The sequence below is a fragment of the Streptomyces sp. 1114.5 genome (assembly GCF_003635085.1).
Lineage (GTDB): Bacteria > Actinomycetota > Actinomycetes > Streptomycetales > Streptomycetaceae > Kitasatospora.
This window is the reverse complement of the sequence record NZ_RBXE01000001.1, coordinates 650,924-669,601: the sequence shown is the minus strand read 5'-3', so window position 1 is coordinate 669,601 and position 18,678 is coordinate 650,924. Positions and strand designations below refer to the sequence as shown.

Genomic DNA, 18,678 nt, shown 5'->3' with positions numbered 1-18,678 from the left:
GGTGGGCACCGGAGGCTGGTGCGGGCGAGCACCGGGGCAATCGGGGCAATGGACGACACACCACGACGAAGAGCGAATCCTGGCGGATAGCACTCGTTAGGGTGCGGAACCAGGGCATCGGGCGCCGCTGCCGGTCCGCCCCGAGCGGTATCCCCTGATCGGCATCGCCCGGACGGCGGCATCGGGCTCCCCGCGATTTCCAGGACGGTCCGTGGCGACACCCTCCGCCGTGACGCGATCCGCCGCCGGGCCGAGCCGGCCGGTGGCGACCGGACGCACCACCGAGCTCGTCCTGCTGCTCGCTGCCGTCCTGACCGCCGTGTTCGGTTACGTCGAGGTCGGCGTCAACCTGGACGGCGAGGTCCCGGCCGACGCCGCCGAGTACGGCGGCGCGCTCGGGGTGCTCGCCCTGGCGGCGCACGCCGTGGTGCGGTGGCGGGCCCGGTGCGCGGACCCGCTGCTGCTGCCGATCGCGGTGCTGCTCAACGGGATCGGCCTGGTGGTGATCTACCGGCTCGACCGGGCCACCCCGGGCCGCGGCGCCGCCTCCACCCAGCTGCTCTGGTCGGCGCTCGGGGTGGCGCTGTTCATCGCGGTGGTGCTGCTGGTGCGCGACCACCGGCGGCTGCAGCGCTACGCCTACCTCGGGGCGCTCGCGGCGCTGGTCCTGCTGGTGCTGCCGATCTTCTTCCCGCCGGTGTACGGCTCGCGGATCTGGATCGTGATCGGGCCGCTCTCCTTCCAGCCCGGCGAGTTCGCCAAGGTCCTGCTGGCCGTCTTCTTCGCCGCCTACCTGGCCGTGCACCGGGACGCGCTGGCGCTCACCGGCCGGCGGGTCTGGCGTCGGCAGCTGCCGCGCGGGCGGGTGCTCGGTCCGGTCCTGCTGATCTGGGCGGCCTTCGTCGGCGTGCTGGTGCTGGAGACCGACCTCGGCACCTCGCTGCTGTTCTTCGGCCTGTTCGTGGTGATGCTCTACGTGGCCACCGCGCGCACCGGGTGGATCGCGATCGGGCTCGGCCTGGCCGCGGTGGGGGCGGTGACGGTGGGCTGGCTCTCACCGCACGTGCACAGCCGGGTCGCGGACTGGCTGGACCCGCTGGGCTCGATCGCGGCGGGCCGGGGCGCCAACCAGATCGCCCAGTCGCTGTTCGCCTTCGCCTGGGGCGGCGAGCTGGGCACCGGGCTCGGCAGCGGGCACTCGGTGCTGATCGGCTTCGCTGCCAAGTCGGACTTCATCCTCGCCACCATCGGGGAGGAGCTGGGCCTGACCGGGCTGATCGCGGTGTTCCTGCTGTACGCGGCGTTGGTCTCCCGGGGCTTCCGGACCGGCCTCGCGCTGCGCGACCCGTTCGGGCGGCTGCTGGCGATCGGGCTGGCCTCGATCGTCGCCCTGCAGGTGTTCGTGGTGGCGGGCGGGGTGCTCGCGCTGATCCCGCTGACCGGGATGACCATGCCGTTCATCGCCCAGGGAGGCTCCTCGGTGGTCACCAACTGGATCATCGTCGCGCTGCTGGTGCGGATGAGTTCCGTCGCGCGGCAGCCGGCGCCGGAGGCGGAGTGATGGCGCGGGTGCGGCCGCGCGGCAACGGCCCCCAGGGGCTGCCCGGCATCTCGGTCACCGGGCGCCGGGCGGGCACCTTCTGCCTGCTGCTGGTCGTGGCGCTGTGCGTCCAGGCCACCCGGGTGCAGGTGTTCCAGGCCAGGGAGCTCGACCGCAACAGCGCCAACCAGCGGCTCACCATCGAGCGGTACGCCCGGCCGCGCGGCGACATCCTGGTGGGTACCGAGCCGGTCACCGGCTCGGTACCCACCAGCGGCCGGTACGCCTACAAGCGCAGCTACCCCGAGGGCCCGACCTACGCGGCCGTCACCGGCTACGCCTCGCAGGCGTACGGCACCACCCAGCTGGAGGGCACCGAGGACGAGCTGCTGACCGGCACCGACGGCCGGCTGGCGGGCTGGTCGCTCCGGGACGCCGTGGCCCGTCGGCAGAACCCCGGCGGGGACGTGCACACCACGCTGAACCGGGCCGCCCAGGAGGCCGCGATGCGCGGACTCGGCGAGCAGAAGGGCGCGGTCGCCGCGATCGAGCCGGCCACCGGGCGGATCCTGGCGCTGGCCAGCACGCCCTCCTACGACCCGGGCAGCTTCGCCGGCCACGCCGCCGACGACCAGGAGGCCTGGAACCGGCTGCAGGCCGACCCCGACCAGCCGATGCTCAACCGGGCGCTGCGCCAGACCTACCCGCCGGGCTCGACCTTCAAGGTGGTCACCGCCGCGGCCGCGCTCGCGAACGGGGTGGTCACCGACATCGACGCGCCGACCGGGGCGCCCTCCCCGTACGTCCTGCCCGGGACGACCACGCCGCTGGTCAACGACACCCCGGCCTGCGACCGGCCCGGCCTGTCGCTGGACGCCGCGATGACCGCCAGTTGCAACAGCGTGCTCGGCTGGCTCGGGGTGCGGACCGGGCTGGACCGGATGGCGGCGATGGCCGGGAACTTCGGCTTCGACGACGCCAGGCTGGACGTCCCGGTGCGCGCGGCCCGCTCGGCCTTCGACACCCGGATGGACGAGTCGCAGCTGGCGCTCTCCTCGATCGGGCAGTTCGACACGGCGGCCACCCCGCTGGTGATGGCGATGGTGGCGGCGGGGGTCGCCGACAACGGGACGGTCATGCGTCCACAGCTTGTGGACAGGCTCACCAGGAGCGACGGGACCGTGGTGCGGCAGACGGCGCCGGTGACGTACCGGCAGGCGATGACGCCGGCGGTGGCCGCGCAGCTGCAGAAGCTGATGACCGACGTGGTGGAGAACGGGACCGGCGGCAACGCCCGGATCGCCGGGGCCGTGGTCGGCGGCAAGACCGGGACGGCCCAGCACGGGGTGGAGAACAGCGGGACGCCGTACGCCTGGTTCGTCTCCTGGGCCAGGCCGGCCGGCTCGACCGGGGTGCCGCCGGTCGCGGTGGCCGTGGTGGTCGCGGACAGTGACGCCACGGATGTCACGGGTGGCGCCCTGGCCGCGCCCATCGCCCGCTCGGTGATGCGGGCGGTGCTCGGCCTCTGACCGTCGCAGGGGTGCTGAGCTGCTGCTTTAGCTGCTCGGTGGCAGATGCGCCGTTTGCGAAGTGTCCGGTTTGTACAGCGATATGCGCCAATTCGGACAATGCGCCGATCCGGACTGTTCGTTTGCGACACTGGTGCTTTCGCCGGGTACTGTCCCATGTTTGTTCGGTTGGTCCCTGATGACACCCCACCGAGTGTCGGGCGGCCAGCCGCTAGGACACCCTCCCCCGCCTAGAAGGACCGCAGTTTTGGCCAGCAACACCCTTGGTGCGCGTCTGCTGCGACGCAAGCCCGTCTCGTCACTGATCGCGGAGAGCGAGGGCAAGGACGCCCTCCCGGCCGGCGCGCCCGAGGAGGGCGGACGCTCCGGCATCCACCTGCGCCGCTCCATCGGGCTCTGGCAGCTGTCCGCGATCGGCATCGGCGCCACCATCGGCACCGGGATCTTCTTCGTGCTGAACACCGCGGTGCCCTCCGCGGGCCCGGCCGTCATCCTGTCCTTCGTGATCGCCGCGGTCACCGCCGGACTCACCGCGCTCTGCTACGCCGAGATGGCCTCCGCGATCCCGGTCTCCGGCTCCTCGTACTCCTACGCCTACGCCACCCTCGGCGAGGGCGTGGCCTTCGGCGTCGGCATCTGCCTGCTGATGGAGTACGGCGTCTCCGCCTCCGCGATCGCCGTCAGCTGGGCCGAGTACCTGAACAAGTTCCTCGACCTGGCCTTCGGGTTCAAGATCCCCGAGCAGCTGTCCGGCGCGCCGGACAGCACCCACTGGTTCAACCTGCCGGCGCTGCTGCTGGTCGCGATGGTCTGCTTCCTGCTGATCCGCGGCGTCAGCGAGTCGGTGAAGGTCAACGCGGCGATGGTCGCGATCAAGATCGTCATCCTGCTGCTGTTCATCGGCGTCGCGTTCACCGGCTTCCACTCCGGCAACCTGACCCCGTTCATGCCGCTCGGCATCGGCGGCGTGCAGGTCGCCGCGTCCAGCATCTTCTTCTCCTTCATCGGCCTGGACGCCGTGTCCACCGCCGGTGAGGAGGTCAAGAACCCGCGCCGCACCCTGCCGATGGCGATCATCATCTCGCTGGTCGTGGTGACCCTGCTCTACATCCTGGTCGCCCTGGCCGGCATCGGCGCCCAGCCCTGGGACAAGTTCGACGGCCAGGAGGCCGGCCTCGCCCAGATCCTCCAGGACATCACCGGCCAGAGCTGGCCCGCGATGGTCTTCGCGATCGGCGCGATCCTCTCGATCTTCAGCATCACCCTCGTGGTGATCTACGGTCAGACCCGCATCCTGTACTCGATGGGCCGCGACGGCATGCTGCCCAAGCGCTTCGCCGAGCTCTCCCCGCGCACCGGCACCCCGGTCTGGAACACCATCGTGGTGGGCCTCGGCGTGGGCGCGCTGGCCGCCTTCGTCCCGCTGAACGTCCTGGCCGACATCACCAGCCTCGGCACGCTCATCGCCTTCTCGGTCGTCTCGCTCGGCGTGATCGTCCTGCGCCGCACCCAGCCCGACCTGCCGCGCGGCTTCAAGGTGCCCGGCTACCCGGTCGTCCCGCTGGTCAGCGTCGCCTTCTGCATCTACCTGATCACCGGCCTGCACGCCGACACCTTCCGGGCCGGGGCGATCGCCCTCGCCGTCGCCGTGGTCGTCTACTTCGGCTACAGCATCAAGCACTCCAAGCTGGAGCGGGCCGCGCAGGCGGCAGAGCCGGTGGACTCGGCGGAGTCGGCGGAGTCGGCGGAGTCGGCGGAGCACGCCGACCGCACCGACCGCACCGCCGGCTGACCGGAAGACGAACCAGACGTGAAGGGCCGCCGACCGCAACGCCATTCGGCGGCCCTTTTCGTGCCATCCCCCGCCCAGTGCCCCACGCCATGGCGACAGGGCCGGGCCCGCACCCCTAACCTTCCACCATGGTGAGCACCCGCACGCCCGGCTTGACCCGCCCGCGCGGCCGCTTCACCGGCCGCAGCAGAACGCCGGCCCAGACCATCGCGACCGAGACGTCGTCCAGACCCGGACGACCGCCGAGAGGCTTCTCCGTCCGCCCGTTCCCCCGTCAGCGTGGCGAGAGCACCTTCCCGCCCACGCACGATCGGCTGAATCCCGCCAAGCTCGCCTCGATGCGGAGCGTCCAACTGTTCGGCTGCCTCATCGCGGCCGGCTGGGCCGGCGCCTTCCCGCTCGTCTCCGACCTGGACAACCAGCGGGTCTGGGGCCTGATCGCCGCCCCCGCCTACCTCCTCGCCGGACTGCTCTGCCTGACCCTGCCGCGCCGCTTCGCGGCCCACGCCGCAGCCGCCGTCGCCCTCGTCGGCGCCGTCCTCGCCCCGCTCGGACTGCTCGCCCTGCACGGCCGCCACCAGTCCGAGGTCATGGTGGTCGAACGCTCGGCCCACCTGCTGCTCACCACCGGTGACGCCTACCTGCCGCACCCGGCGGTGGTCACCGACTACAACCCCTACCTGCCCGCGATGGCCCTGTTCGGCCTGCCGCGCCAGCTGCTCGGCGACTCCACCGCCTTCGCCAGGGTCGCCGGGGACGCCCGGATCTGGTTCGCCCTGACCTTCTTCGCCTGCCTGCTGGCCGCTTGGCGGCTGCTGCGCCCGTCCAGGGACCGCGCACCGCTGCTGCCGCTGGCCGTCCTCACCGCGTCGCCGCTGATAGCGCTCGCCCTGGCGGTCGGCGGGGTCGACCTGCCCCTGATCGGGGTCTGCTGCCTGGCCATGGCGCTCGCCGAGCGCGACCGCACCGTCGGCGCCGGGCTGGTGCTCGCCCTCGCCTGCAGCCTCAAGTGGACCGCCTGGCCCGCCCTGCCGGTGGCCGTCCTGCTCCTGTGGCGGCTGTACGGGCGCCGGCCCGCCGCCCGGACCGCGCTGATCGGGGTCGGGGTGAGTGCGGCGGTGATCGTGCCGTCCGTCCTGACCCAGGCGGACGCGCTGATCGAGCAGGTGGTGCGCTTCCCGCTCGGGATGACCGCGATCCGCACCCCGGCGGGCAGCCCGCTGCCCGGCAAGGTGCTGGCCGGCTTCGGGCCGACCGGGCACAGCATCTCGATGGCGCTGATGACCGTGGCCCTGATCGGGGTGGCGATCTGGCTGCTGGCCCGCCCGCCGGTGTCCGCGATCGCCGCCGCCGACCTGCTGGCCGCGGGGCTGGCGATCGCCTTCATGCTCGCCCCGGCCGGGCGGTTCGGGTACCTGGCGCTGCCGGCCGTCCTGGTGATCTGGCCCCGGCTGGCGGCCCGGCGCTGGAGCAGCCGCCTGCCGGTGCCTCCGCTCGGGCGGGTGCCGGACGAGCCGGAGCCCGCCCTGCCGAGAGGCTGAGGGCGGGCTCCGTACGACGGTGCCGCTAGCGGCCCGCGGCGGCCTTCAGGAGGGAGGCGACCGCCGGGCCGGCCGCGTCCACGCCGTGGCCGCCGCCCTGGACCTCGGCGGCGACCGCGAGGTTGCCGCGGAAGGCGGTGAACCAGCTGTTGGTGGTGGACGCGCCCTGGACCTCGGCGGAGCCGGTCTTGGCGCCCGCGTTGTCGGTGATCCCGGCCATCACGGCCTGGGCGGTGCCACCGGTGGCGGTGGCGTTCATCATCGCGCGCAGCTTGGCGGCGACGTCCGGCGAGATCTGGCGGGCCGCGGTCTGCTGCGGCAGGCCGGCGACCAGGATCGGCTGCTTGAAGGCGCCGCTCTGGACGGTCGCGGTGATCGAGGCGATGGCCAGCGGGTTCATCTGGACCTTGCCCTGGCCGATGTAGTTCATGGCCTGCTCGTCCTTGCTGCCCGGGGTCGGCGGCACCTTGCCGTCGGCGTTCGGCAGGCCGGTCTTCCACTCCAGGCCGATGCCGAAGACGTCCTTGGCCGTGGCGGAGAGCGTCTCGGGCTTGAGGCTGGTCAGGCCCTGGTTGATGAAGGCCGTGTTGCAGGACACCATGAAGTCCTGCTGGAGCGTGTTGTTCGGGAAGGCGCCGGGGAAGTCGTTCGGGATCGCGACCGCGTTGCTGCTCTTCTCCGGACAGGCCACCGTGCTGTCCGGGTTGAGGCCGGCCTCCAGCAGGGCCGTCGAGGTGACGATCTTCATCGTCGAGCCCGGCGCGAGCAGCCCGGTGAAGGCCCGGTTCTGACCGCTGGCGGGGGCGTTGGCGAAGGCCAGCACCTGGCCGGTGCTCGGCTCGATCGCGACGATGGAGCCGGACTTGCCGCCCAGGTCGGTCATCGCCTTCTCGGCGGCGGCCTGGATGGTGTTGTCGATCGTCACCTTGAACGGCTTGCCGGGCTTCGGCTCGACGATGGTGAACAGCTTGTCGGCGGCGGCCTTGCCGGCCGGGTCGCTGATCACCACGGCCTTGCCCGAGTCCGCGTCCTTGTTCGGGTCCGGCGGGAGCAGCTTCTGGGCGTTGTCCTGCAGGGTGGCCATCAGCGCCGGAGTGAGCGAGGCGCCCTGCAGCACCTTGCCGTTGCGGTCCACCACGGTGGACGGCGGGGCGAAGACCTGCTGAGTGGCGATGGTCTCGTTGCCGGACAGGTGCGGGTGGATCACCGAGGGCGCCCAGTGCACGGCCGGGGTGTTGTCGCTCATCTTCACGACGCCCAGGAAGCCCTGGTAGTCCCAGGCCCGGTTGGTGCCCTCGAACTCGGCACGGGCCTTGAAGCTCATCAGCGTGCCGGTGGGCCCGGGCGTGGCGGTCGCGGACGGCGAGTCGGTGGCGCCCGGGGTGCCGGCCGCCGGGGGCGTCGCGGAGGCCCCGGCGGCGGGCTTGGCGGGGGCCGGGGTGCCGGTGGCGGCGGAGAAGACCTGCTGGGTGGTCGGACCGGTCGGGGTGAGGGTCAGCGCGCTCGGCTTCACCTGGTCCCGGAAGGCGGTCAGCGCGGTGGTGGCCGCGGCCGGGTCGTCGGTCAGCGAGGCCGCCTTGGCGATGTCGCCGGAGGCCCAGGCCGCCAGGAAGTCCTTGGCGCCGGCCGCCGCCTGCTCGGCGGTGGGCGGCTCGGCGACCACCGTACGGGCCTTCTTGCCGCCGGACCCGGAGTCGTTCGAGCCCATCAGGCTGTACGCGCCGTAGCCGCCGCCCGCGAGGACGACGATGGACACGCCGGTGATGATGCCGATCTTCGCGCCACTGCGCATGGTGCAGGTCCCCCAGGGGTCTCGCGGCCGGGCGCAACCGGCCGGAGCCGGAAACGCGGTACGACCCCACCCTAGGCAGCGCGGATCGGTGCGCTGACGAATCGCCCGTCACTTGTGACGGATCTGGTACGTGTCGTGCACCGCATACGGACGAATCGGGGGGACGCGGTGTGGGCCGGACCACTTTCGAGCGCCGGGCCGGCCTCGGCTCCCGCCGTCAGATCCAGCTGTTGAACCACATCCGGCGGCGCCAGTCCTCCAGCGGGATCGTCTGCCCGGTGAACAGCGGGAAGAAGAACAGGAAGTTCCAGACGATCAGCAGCACCAGCAGGCCGGCCGCCGTGGCGCCGATGATCCGGCGGTCCCGGGAGGCGCCGGGCGGGCCGATCAGGGCGCCGACCAGCATCGTCACCGCGAGCACCAGGAACGGGACGAAGACCACCGCGTAGAACAGGAAGATCGTCCGCTGCTGGTAGGCGAACCAGGGCAGGTAGCCCGCGGCCAGGCCGCACAGCAGTGCGCCGGCCCGCCAGTCCCGCCGGAACGCCCAGCGCCACAGGCAGTAGACCAGGGCCACCACGGCCGTCCACCAGAGCAGCGGGGTGCCGATGCCCAGCACCTCGCGGGCGCAGTCGGCGGCGGTGCAGCCGGCCTGGCCCAGCTTGGGGGACTCGTAGTAGAAGGAGACCGGCCGGCCCAGCACCAGCCAGGACCACGGGTTGGACTGGTAGGTGTGCGGGTCGCTCAGGTGGGTGTGGAACTCGTAGACCGTCGAGTGGTAGTGCCACAGGGCGCGCAGGCCCTCGGGTATCCACGGGTAGTCGGTGGAGCGGCCGACCGCCCAGTCACGGCCCCAGCCGCCCTTCCCGGGGGCGGTGCTGCTGGCGAACCAGCCCCACCAGGACGCGACGTAGACGACCACCGAGACCACGACGACCGAGACGAAGGCCGGCACGACGTCCCGGGCGAGCACCGCCAGGTACGGCCGCGGGGCCCCGGCCAGCCGGCGGGCGCCGACGTCCCAGAGCACGGTCAGCACGCCGAAGGCGGCCGCCACGTACAGGCCGCTCCACTTGGTGGCGCAGGTCAGCCCGACGCAGACGCCGGCCGCGATCCGGTACGGGCGCCAGCCCAGGTTCAGCCGCTGGGCGAGCTCCGCGTTCTCCACCCCGCCGAGCCGCGAGGCCAGCAGGGCCCGGGTGCGGTCGCGGTCCAGCAGCAGGAAGCCGAAGGCGGCGACGATCCAGAACATCACCACCAGGTCCAGCAGGGCGGCCCGGCTCAGCACCAGGTGCAGGCCGTCCACCGAGAGCAGCAGGCCCGCCACGCAGCCCAGCAGGGTCGAGCGGAACATCCGGCGGGCGATCCGGGCCAGCATCAGCACCGACAGGGTGCCGAGCAGGGCCACCGCGAAGCGCCAGCCGAAGGGGTTCATCCCGAACAGCTGCTCGCCCACGCCGATGATCCACTTGCCGACCGGTGGATGCACCACGTACGAGGGCGTCGACCGGTACGGGACGGCCGCGCCCGGCGTCATGATCGTCGTGTTGGCGTCCTCCGGCCAGCTGATCTCGTAGCCGCCGTGCCAGAGCGCGTAGGCGTCCTTGGCGTAGTACGTCTCGTCGAAGATGATCGCGTGCGGCTGACCGAGGTCGGTGAACCGCAGGGCCCCGGCGAACAGCGCCACCGCGATCGGGCCCAGCCAGCCGGACCAGCGGCACAGGAAGTACCAGAGGTCCTGCGGCAGCGAGATGCCCAGGCGCAGCAGCAGCGGGGACTGCGGCACGTCGCGCGGCGTCACCCGCGGGCCGTCCGGCATCGGCGGCACCAGGCGCTCGGCCAGCGGCGCCGTCGGGCGGGCGAGGTAGCCGTGGCGGGCCAGGCGCTCGCGCCAGCCGGGGGCCGGAGGGGTCGGAGGGGCCGGGGGAACCGCCGGGGCCGGCGGGGCTGCCGGGGGTGCGGGGACGGTGGCGACGGCGGGCTCCGGTGGGCGGGGAGACGGCAGGCCGGCGCCGCCCCGCGCGGAGTGGTCCGTACCAGTGGGCGTCTGCGCCGCCTTGTCGCCGTTCATCCGCCACATCGTAGGGGCGCTCTTCGCACACGTGTCCGCTCCCTCGGAAGCTGACCGAATCGTCACCAAACGCCCCGCACCGCCGGTAGCTGGAAGGATGGGGCCCGTGACAGGAGTACTCGTTCTCGCAGGCACCCCCATCGGCGACGTCTCGGACGCCCCGCCCCGGCTGGTCCACGAACTGGCCACGGCCGACGTGATCGCGGCCGAGGACACCCGGCGGCTGCGCCGGCTCACCCAGGCCCTCGGGGTGACCCCGGCCGGACGCGTCGTCTCGTACTTCGAGGGCAACGAGGTGGGCCGCACCCCCGAACTGGTCGAGGCGCTGCTCGGCGGCGCCCGGGTGCTGCTGGTCACCGACGCGGGCATGCCCTCGGTGTCCGACCCCGGCTACCGGCTGGTCGCCGCGGCCGTCGAGGCCGAGGTCAAGGTCACCGCGGTGCCCGGGCCGTCCGCGGTGCTCACCGCGCTCGCCCTATCCGGCCTGCCCGTCGACCGCTTCACCTTCGAGGGCTTCCTGCCGCGCAAGACCGGCGACCGCGCCCGGCAGCTCGCCTCCATCGCCGCCGAGCCGCGCACCATGGTCTTCTTCGAGGCGCCGCACCGGATCGCCGAGGCCCTGGCCGCGATGGCCGAGGCCTTCGGGCCGGAGCGCCCGGCCGCCGTCTGCCGCGAGCTCACCAAGACCTACGAGGAGGTCAAGCGCGGGCCGATCGGCGAGCTGGCCGCCTGGGCGGCGGAGGGCGTCAAGGGCGAGATCACCGTCGTGGTCGCGGGCGCCCCGCCGGCCGCGCCGCAGGAGCTGACCCCGGCCGAGCTGGCCCGGCTGGTCGCCCTGCGGGAGGAGGCCGGGGAACGGCGCAAGGAGGCCATCGCGGCCGTCGCGGTCGAACTCTCGCTGCCCAAGCGGGAGGTCTTCGACGCGGTGGTGGCAGCGAAGAAGGAAGGCCTGGGGAAGGCCTGAGGGGACACGTGCGGGAAGGCCCGCGGGAAGCCTGGACGGAGGCCTGGGGGACGCTTGGGGGAAGGCCTGGACGGGGGCCGAAGGAGCGGTGAATTCGGGGGGTTGCGTCGCGCACGGGGCGTCGTACCTTTGAGGGAAGGCCCCGGTAAACGCCCGCTGAGCTGAAGTTTCGGTCGCGGTTTTCGGCTCCCGGGAGGCCCTTCGTATAGGACTTCCCAACCCGCATCCAAGTCTTCACAAGTGGGGCGTCGGCCGAGGCGGTCCGGGCATTTCCTGAAAGGGAAAGACCCAGCCGGGCGAGCGCCCGGCGGGCGCTGGGAGACGGCTATGAGCGAGACGATCGGTAGCCCCCGCAATGGCAGCGCACTGAGCACCGCCGGCCTGGCCGGGCGGGCGCACACTCCCGTCGAGACCGTACGGGAGGCCTACTCCTTCGCCTGCCTGCGCTGCGGGTACGGGTGGGAGCAGGCGTACGACATCGAGCACCACGTGGCCAACGACGGGCACGTCGTGTTCGAGTACCACGCCAACGGCGTCCGGGTGCCGTCCCCGCTGCTCAAGCCGACCTGCCCGGGGTGCGGTGGCCACACCGTCCGGATCATGCGCGAGGGCCGGGTCGCCTCCGCCGACCAGCCCTGGCAGCACGCCCCCGGCTACCCGGCGCACGCGGAGCCGGCCGAGCCGGTCCCGGCCCCCGCGCCCGCCGAGCCGCGCGGCCGCTGGGCCCGGTTCTGGGCGCGGCTGCTGGGCTGACGGTCGCAGCTGCCGGTGCGGGCCCCGGTTACCCGGCCCGCACCGCAGGACGCGGGCGGACCGCAGGAGACCGGACGGACCGTCCCCCGGCCGGGAAACAACTCGGTCGAGGGCGGTCCGCGGGCCCGACTAAGCTTTCCGACCATGGCGGCCACTGCAGACCACAGCACCACCGGGGCGAACGCCCCGGCGTACTACGTTTCCACCCCGATCTACTACGTCAACGATCGCCCGCACCTGGGCCACGCGTACACCACCGTGGCGGGCGACGTCCTCACCCGCTGGCACCGCCAGCGCGGCGAGAAGGTGTGGTACCTGACCGGCACCGACGAGCACGGTCAGAAGATCATGCGGACCGCCGAGGCGAACGGCGTCACCCCGCAGGAGTGGTGCGACAAGCTGGTCGAAGAGGCCTGGAAGCCGCTCTGGGAGCACCTGGAGATCGCCAACGACGACTTCATCCGCACCACCCAGCAGCGCCACACCGACCGGGTGCAGGAGTTCGTCCAGGACCTGTACGACAAGGGCGAGATCTACAAGGGCGGCTACTCCGGCCCCTACTGCGTCGGCTGCGAGGAGTTCAAGCTCCCGGCCGAACTGCTCGACGGCGCCACCGCGGACGAGAAGCTCTGCTCCGTCCACAAGAAGCCCGTCGAGTGGCTGGAGGAGGAGAACTACTTCTTCCGCCTCTCCGCGTACGGCCCCAAGCTGCTGGAGTTCTACGCCGCGAACCCCGACTTCATCCAGCCGGCCTCGGCCCGCAACGAGGTGCTGCGCTTCGTCGAGCAGGACCTGAAGGACCTCTCGATCTCCCGCTCCACCTTCAACTGGGGCGTGCCGCTGCCCTGGGACGAGAAGCACGTCCTCTACGTGTGGGTGGACGCGCTGCAGAACTACATCACCGCGGCCGGCTACGGCAGCGACCCGGAGCGCTTCGCCGAGCTGTGGCCCGCCTCCGTGCACCTGGTCGGCAAGGACATCCTGCGCTTCCACGCCGTCATCTGGCCCGCCATGCTGATGGCCGCCGGGCTGCCGCTGCCCAAGCGGGTCGTCGCCAACGGCTGGCTGATGGTCGGCGGCGAGAAGATGTCCAAGTCGAACCTGACCGGCATCGCGCCCACCGACCTGACCTCGCACTTCGGCGTGGACGCCTACCGCTACTACTTCCTGCGGGCGATCCCGTTCGGCACGGACGGCTCGTTCTCCTGGGAGGACTTCAGCGCCCGCTACACCTCCGAGCTCGCCAACGACTTCGGCAACCTCGCCTCCCGGGCCGCCGCGATGGTCGGCAAGTACTTCGGCGGCGTGCTGCCGGCCGCCACGGCCGACGGCGAGGCCGAGCAGGCCCTGAAGGACGGGCTGGCCAAGGCCGTCGAGGCGGCCGACTGGAAGATCGGCGAGGAGCTGGACTTCGCCGGCGGCCTCGCGGCGATCTTCGAGTTCGTCAAGCAGGTCAACGGCTACATCACCGAGCAGGAGCCCTGGAAGGTCGCCAAGGACGAGTCGGAGGAGGGCCGGGCGCGCCTCGCGACCATCCTCTACGCCGCCGCCGAGTCGCTGCGCGCCACCGCCGTCCTGCTCAACCCGGTGATGCCGTCCACCGCCGAGAAGCTGTGGGCCTCCCTGGGCGCCGAGGCCGAGCTGGGTGCGCTGTCCGCGCAGACCGTCGCCACCGTCGCCGACTGGGGCCGGCTGCCCGCCGGCGTCACCGTCACCAAGGGCGAGATCCTCTTCCCGCGCCTCGAAGAGAAGCCCGCCGCCTGATGGCCGCCAAGGACGACGACCGGTCGACCCCGCCGCCGCTGCCGGAACCCCTGGCAGTGGCGGTGGCCGACTCGCACACCCACCTCGACATGCAGTCCGGTACCCCGGCCGAGGGCCTGGCCCGGGCCGCCTCGGTCGGCGTCACCACGGTCGTCCAGGTGGGCTGCGACGTGCCCGGCTCGCGCTGGGCCGCCGACCTGGCGGCCCAGTACGAGCAGGTGCACGCGGCCGTCGCCCTGCACCCCAACGAGGCGCCGCGGATCTTCCTCGGCGACGCGGACGGCTGGTCCGGACAGCAGCGCAAGGCCGGCGGCGCCGCCGCACTCGACGAAGCCCTCGCCGAGATCGACCGGCTCGCCGCCCTGCCGCAGGTCCGGGCCGTCGGCGAGACCGGACTGGACTACTTCCGGACCGGGCCCGAGGGCGTGGAGATCCAGAAGGAGTCGTTCCGCCGCCACATCGAGATGGCCAAGCGGCACGGCAAGGCCCTGGTCATCCACGACCGGGACGCCCACGAGGACGTCATCGCCGTCCTGCTGGAGGAGGGCGCCCCCGAGCGGACCGTCTTCCACTGCTACTCCGGCGACGCCACGATGGCCAAGACCTGCGCCGAGCACGGCTGGTACCTCTCCTTCGCAGGCCCGGTCACCTTCAAGGCCAACCAGCCGCTGCGGGACGCCCTGCTCGCCACCCCGCTCGACCGCATCCTGGTCGAGACCGACGCCCCCTTCCTCACCCCGCACCCCTACCGCGGCCGGCCCAACGCCCCGTACCTGATCCCGGTCACGGTGCGCTCGATGGCCGCCACCCTGGGGCTGCACGAGGACGAGCTGTCGACGGCCATCGCCGAGAACACAGCGCGGGCCTTCGGGTACTGATCTACCCGGCACCCAGGGCCTGCCCGTCGCGCAGCACGAGGGAGTGCTCCGCACTTCGGTGCCGTACCCGGTGGAGATCGACCTGGCGGCCCTGGTCGAACTCTGAGCCCCGCCCGCGCCCGTATCCTTGGCGCGTGAGCACCACCGACCCCACCCCTGACAGCCACCTGCTGGGCGCCGCCGACATCCGCGAGCTGGCGGCCGCGTTCGGCGTGAAGCCGACCAAGCAGCGCGGGCAGAACTTCGTCATCGACGGCAACACCGTGCGGCGGATCGTCCGGGCGGGCGGGGTGACCGGGGAGGACGCGGTCGTCGAGGTCGGGCCCGGGCTCGGGTCGCTGACGCTCGCGCTGCTTGAGGTGGCGAAGCACGTCACCGCCGTCGAGATCGACCCGGTGCTCGCACAGCACCTGCCGGACACCGTCGCGGCCCGGATGCCCGGCAAGGCGGACAGCTTCGACCTGGTGTTCAGTGACGCCATGGAGGTCACCGAGCTGCCCGGGCCGGCCCCCACCGCGCTGGTCGCCAACCTCCCGTACAACGTGGCCGTGCCCGTCCTGCTGCACATGCTGGCGACCTTCCCCAGCATCGAGCGGACCCTGGTGATGGTGCAGAGCGAGGTCGCCGACCGGCTCGCCGCCAAGCCCGGCAACAAGGTGTACGGCGTCCCGTCGGTCAAGGCCAACTGGTACGCCGAGGTGAAGCGGGCCGGTGCCATCGGGCGGAACGTGTTCTGGCCCGCCCCCAACGTCGACTCCGGGCTGGTCTCGCTGATCCGCCGCGAGCCCCCGAAGACCACCGCCAGCCGCGAGGAGGTGTTCGCGGTGGTCGACGCTGCGTTCGCCCAGCGGCGCAAGACCCTGCGTGCCGCCCTGGCCGGCTGGGCCGGCTCCCCCGCCGGCGCCGAGCAGGCCCTCGCCGCTGCCGGGATCGACCACAAGCTGCGCGGCGAGATGCTGACGGTGGAGCAGTTCGCCGCGATCGCCGAGCACAAGCCCGAGCACAAGCCCGAGCACAAGCCCGAGCGCAAGCCCGCGAAGGACAGTGAGTGATCACCGTACGGGTCCCGGCCAAGGTCAACGTCCAGCTCGGCGTCGGCGGACTGCGCGCCGACGGTTTCCACGACCTGGCCAACGTCTTCTTCGCCGTCGCCCTCGGTGACGAGGTCACCGCGACGGCAGGGGAGGGCGTCACGCTCTCCTGCACCGGACCGGACGCCGCCGTCGTCCCGCTCGACGACAGCAACCTCGCCGCCCGCGCCGCCCGGCTGCTCGCCGCCCACCACGGCATCGCCGACCCCGGCGTGCACCTGCACATCGCCAAGGCCATCCCGGTGGCCGGCGGCATGGCCGGCGGCAGCGCCGACGGCGCGGCGGCCCTGGTCGCCTGCGACGCGCTGTGGCAGCTCGACACCCCGGTCGAGACCCTGTTGGAGCTGGCCGCCGAGCTCGGGTCGGATGTGCCGTTCGCCCTGCTCGGCGGCGTCGCGCTGGGCCGCGGCCGGGGCGAGATCCTGGACCCGCTGGCCGTCGAGGGCACCTTCCACTGGGTCTTCGCGGTCGCCGACGGCGGCCTGTCCACCCCTGCCGTCTTCCGCGAGTGCGACCGGCTGCGCGAGGAAGCCGGCACCGGCTCCAGCGACACCGACGTCCCCACCCCCGACGCCGACCCGGCGCTGCTCGCGGCACTCGCCGAGGGCGATGCCGTCGCCCTGGCCGCCGCGCTCGCCAACGACCTCCAGTCCGCCGCCCTCTCGCTGCGCCCCGCGCTCGCGGACACCCTGCGGGCCGGCACCGAGGCCGGCGCGCTCGGGGCACTCGTCTCCGGCTCCGGGCCGACCTGCGCCTTCCTCGCCAAGGACGCCGACGCGGCCGCTGCCGTCGCCGAGGCGCTGCGGGCCTCAGGAACCTGCCGGACGGCGCACGTCACGTACGGGCCGGTGCCGGGGGCTTCGGTCGTGGCGTAGGCGGGGCGTCCCTCGGCGTCCCTCGGCCTGCTGCGGCGTCCCGGGCTTCACCTGGTGGCCGGGCTCCCCGTGGTGGCCCGGCTCGCTCCCGTGGTGGCCCGGCGCGCTCCCCGGGAGCGCGGTGAGGCCGTCGCCGCGAGCCCATTAGGCTGGGGAGATCGGGGTGTCCCCGAGACGGGGCCGGTCGTCCGCCCCGCGACCGCCGATCCCAGGAGCGCAGCACACGTGGCCGTCAACCTCGCCACCATCGAGTCCGTCACGAAGGTCTACGGCACCCGCACCCTGCTGGACGCGGTCAGCCTCGGCGTCAGCGAAGGCGACCGGATCGGAGTCGTCGGACGCAACGGCGACGGCAAGACCACCCTGATCCGGATGCTCGCCAAGCTGGAGGAGCCCGACGGCGGCCGGATCACCTGGAGCGGCAACCTGCAGCCGGCCGTCCTCACCCAGCACGACTCGCTCGACCCGAAAGCCACCATCCGGCACGAGGTCATCGCCGACCGGGCCGACCACGAATGGCTCGGCGACGCCCGCATCCGCGACATCATCGAAGGCCTCTTCGGCGGCCTCGACCTCCCCGGCTTCGCCGACGGCCTGGACACCGTCATCGGCCCGCTCTCCGGTGGCGAACGCCGCCGGATCGCCCTCGCCAAGCTGCTGCTCGGCTCGCCCGACCTCATCATCCTGGACGAGCCCACCAACCACCTCGACGTCGAGGGCATCAACTGGCTCGCCCAGCACCTCCAGAAGCGCCGCTCCGCGCTGGTCTGCGTCACCCACGACCGCTGGTTCCTCGACCAGGTCTGCACCCGGATGTGGGACGTCCAGCACGGCACCGTCCACGAGTACGAGGGCGGCTACTCCGACTACGTCTTCGCCCGCGCCGAGCGCACCCGGGTCGAAGCCGTCGAGGAGCAGAAGCGCCAGAACCTCGCCCGCAAGGAACTCGCCTGGCTGCGCCGCGGCGCCCCCGCCCGCACCTCCAAGCCGCGCTACCGCATCGAGGCCGCCAACGCGCTGATCGCCGACGTGCCGGAACCGCGCGACAAGTCCGAACTGATGAAGTTCGCCAACGCCCGGCTCGGCAAGACCGTCTTCGACCTGGAGGGCGTGACCGTCAAGGCCGGCCCCAAGCTGCTCCTGGAGAACCTCACCTGGCAGCTCGGCCCCGGCGACCGGATCGGCCTGCTCGGCGTCAACGGCGCCGGCAAGACCTCGCTGCTGCGCGCCCTGCGCGACGCGTACACCAGCGAGGGCGACGTGCAGCCCGCCTCCGGGATCATCAAGGTCGGCAAGACCGTACGGCTCGCCTACCTGTCGCAGGAGATCGCCGAACTGGACCCGGAGATCCGGGTGCTGCAGGCCGTCGAGCAGGTCCGCTCGCGAGTCGACCTCGGCAAGGGCCGCGAGATGAGCGCCGGCCAGCTGTGCGAGCAGTTCGGCTTCGGCAAGGACAAGCAGTGGACGCCGGTCGGTGACCTCTCCGGTGGCGAGCGCCGCCGCCTCCAGCTGCTGCGGCTGCTCATGGACGAGCCCAACGTCCTGTTCCTGGACGAGCCGACGAACGACCTGGACATCGAGACGCTGAACCAGCTGGAGGACCTGCTCGACGGCTGGCCCGGCTCGATGATCGTCATCAGCCACGACCGCTTCTTCATCGAGCGCACCACGGACGTCGTCCACGCGCTGCTCGGCGACAAGAAGATGCGGATGCTGCCGAACGGCGTCGACGAGTACCTGGAGCGGCGGGCCCGGATGGCTGCGGAGGCGGCTTCCGCCGCCGCCGCTGCTTCCGGTGCCGCTGCCGCCTCGGCGGCGGCGGCCGGCGCGGCCGGGTCGGGGCTGACCGGCGGGGACCTGCGGGCGGCGAAGAAGGAGATGCAGAAGCTGGAGCGGCAGATCGCCAAGCTGGACGAGAAGGAGTCCAAGCTGCACACCCAACTCGCCGAGCACGCCGCCGACTTCTCCAAGGTCGCGGAGCTGGACGGGCAGCTGCGCGCGGTCCGGGAGGAGAAGGAGGAGCTGGAGATGAGCTGGTTGGAGCTGGCGGAGCAGGTGTGAGTCGAAGCGAGTCGGGTCGGCTGGTTC

13 protein-coding genes are annotated in these 18,678 nt (G+C 72.6%); 11 read left to right on the top strand and 2 right to left on the bottom strand.

Features of this window, described 5'->3' with window-relative positions:
* Nucleotides 1-229 precede the first annotated feature (229 nt).
* The 4 genes from BX285_RS02825 (at nt 230) to BX285_RS02810 (ending at nt 6,402) form a co-directional block, all read left to right on the top strand.
* Complete coding sequence (locus BX285_RS02825) at nt 230-1,561, top strand: FtsW/RodA/SpoVE family cell cycle protein (protein ID WP_097240042.1); 1,332 nt, start codon at nt 230-232, stop codon at nt 1,559-1,561.
* Complete coding sequence (locus BX285_RS02820; protein WP_121174378.1) at nt 1,561-3,069, top strand: penicillin-binding transpeptidase domain-containing protein; 1,509 nt, start codon at nt 1,561-1,563, stop codon at nt 3,067-3,069. The genes BX285_RS02825 and BX285_RS02820 overlap by 1 nt, the downstream gene beginning before the upstream one ends.
* Nucleotides 3,070-3,316: 247 nt before the next feature.
* Nucleotides 3,317-4,861: an amino acid permease gene (locus BX285_RS02815; protein WP_259470414.1), complete on the top strand. Its 1,545-nt coding sequence runs from the start codon at nt 3,317-3,319 to the stop codon at nt 4,859-4,861.
* Between the two features lie 338 nt (nt 4,862-5,199).
* Nucleotides 5,200-6,402 (top strand): glycosyltransferase 87 family protein, encoded by a 1,203-nt coding sequence (locus BX285_RS02810; protein WP_121174376.1) that lies wholly within the window; start codon nt 5,200-5,202, stop codon nt 6,400-6,402.
* A gap of 25 nt (nt 6,403-6,427) precedes the next feature.
* On the opposite strand, the gene BX285_RS02805 is transcribed toward BX285_RS02810, so the two are convergent.
* Together BX285_RS02805 and BX285_RS02800 are read right to left on the bottom strand one after the other, a co-directional pair.
* A complete protein-coding gene (locus BX285_RS02805; protein WP_121174375.1) occupies nt 6,428-8,194 on the bottom strand; it encodes a penicillin-binding transpeptidase domain-containing protein in 1,767 nt (588 codons plus the stop codon).
* A gap of 217 nt (nt 8,195-8,411) precedes the next feature.
* Nucleotides 8,412-10,265, bottom strand: a complete 1,854-nt coding sequence (locus tag BX285_RS02800; protein WP_121174374.1) for a dolichyl-phosphate-mannose--protein mannosyltransferase — start codon at nt 10,263-10,265, stop codon at nt 8,412-8,414.
* Nucleotides 10,266-10,371: 106 nt separating this feature from the next.
* On the opposite strand from BX285_RS02800, the gene rsmI reads away from it, so the two are divergent.
* The 7 genes from rsmI (at nt 10,372) to BX285_RS02765 (ending at nt 18,651) form a co-directional block, all read left to right on the top strand.
* On the top strand, nt 10,372-11,229 hold the full coding sequence (gene rsmI / locus BX285_RS02795; protein WP_097236511.1) for a 16S rRNA (cytidine(1402)-2'-O)-methyltransferase: 858 nt from the start codon (nt 10,372-10,374) through the stop codon (nt 11,227-11,229).
* Nucleotides 11,230-11,556: 327 nt separating this feature from the next.
* Nucleotides 11,557-11,982, top strand: coding sequence for a hypothetical protein (locus tag BX285_RS37075; protein ID WP_179852780.1), 426 nt, complete (start codon nt 11,557-11,559; stop codon nt 11,980-11,982).
* A 144-nt stretch (nt 11,983-12,126) separates the two neighbouring features.
* The gene (metG, locus tag BX285_RS02785) at nt 12,127-13,746 is read left to right on the top strand and encodes a methionine--tRNA ligase (RefSeq protein ID WP_121174373.1); all 1,620 of its coding nucleotides are present in this window, start codon (nt 12,127-12,129) and stop codon (nt 13,744-13,746) included.
* Nucleotides 13,746-14,624 carry a TatD family hydrolase gene (locus BX285_RS02780; protein WP_097236509.1) on the top strand — a complete coding sequence of 293 codons (879 nt, stop codon included), beginning with the start codon at nt 13,746-13,748 and terminating at the stop codon, nt 14,622-14,624. The genes metG and BX285_RS02780 overlap by 1 nt, the downstream gene beginning before the upstream one ends.
* 134 nt (nt 14,625-14,758) lie before the next feature.
* On the top strand, nt 14,759-15,676 hold the full coding sequence (gene rsmA, locus BX285_RS02775) for a 16S rRNA (adenine(1518)-N(6)/adenine(1519)-N(6))-dimethyltransferase RsmA (RefSeq protein WP_121174372.1): 918 nt from the start codon (nt 14,759-14,761) through the stop codon (nt 15,674-15,676).
* Complete coding sequence (locus BX285_RS02770; RefSeq protein ID WP_121174371.1) at nt 15,673-16,590, top strand: 4-(cytidine 5'-diphospho)-2-C-methyl-D-erythritol kinase; 918 nt, start codon at nt 15,673-15,675, stop codon at nt 16,588-16,590. The genes rsmA and BX285_RS02770 overlap by 4 nt, the downstream gene beginning before the upstream one ends.
* A gap of 225 nt (nt 16,591-16,815) precedes the next feature.
* Nucleotides 16,816-18,651: an ABC-F family ATP-binding cassette domain-containing protein gene (locus BX285_RS02765; RefSeq protein WP_121174370.1), complete on the top strand. Its 1,836-nt coding sequence runs from the start codon at nt 16,816-16,818 to the stop codon at nt 18,649-18,651.
* Nucleotides 18,652-18,678 lie beyond the last annotated feature (27 nt).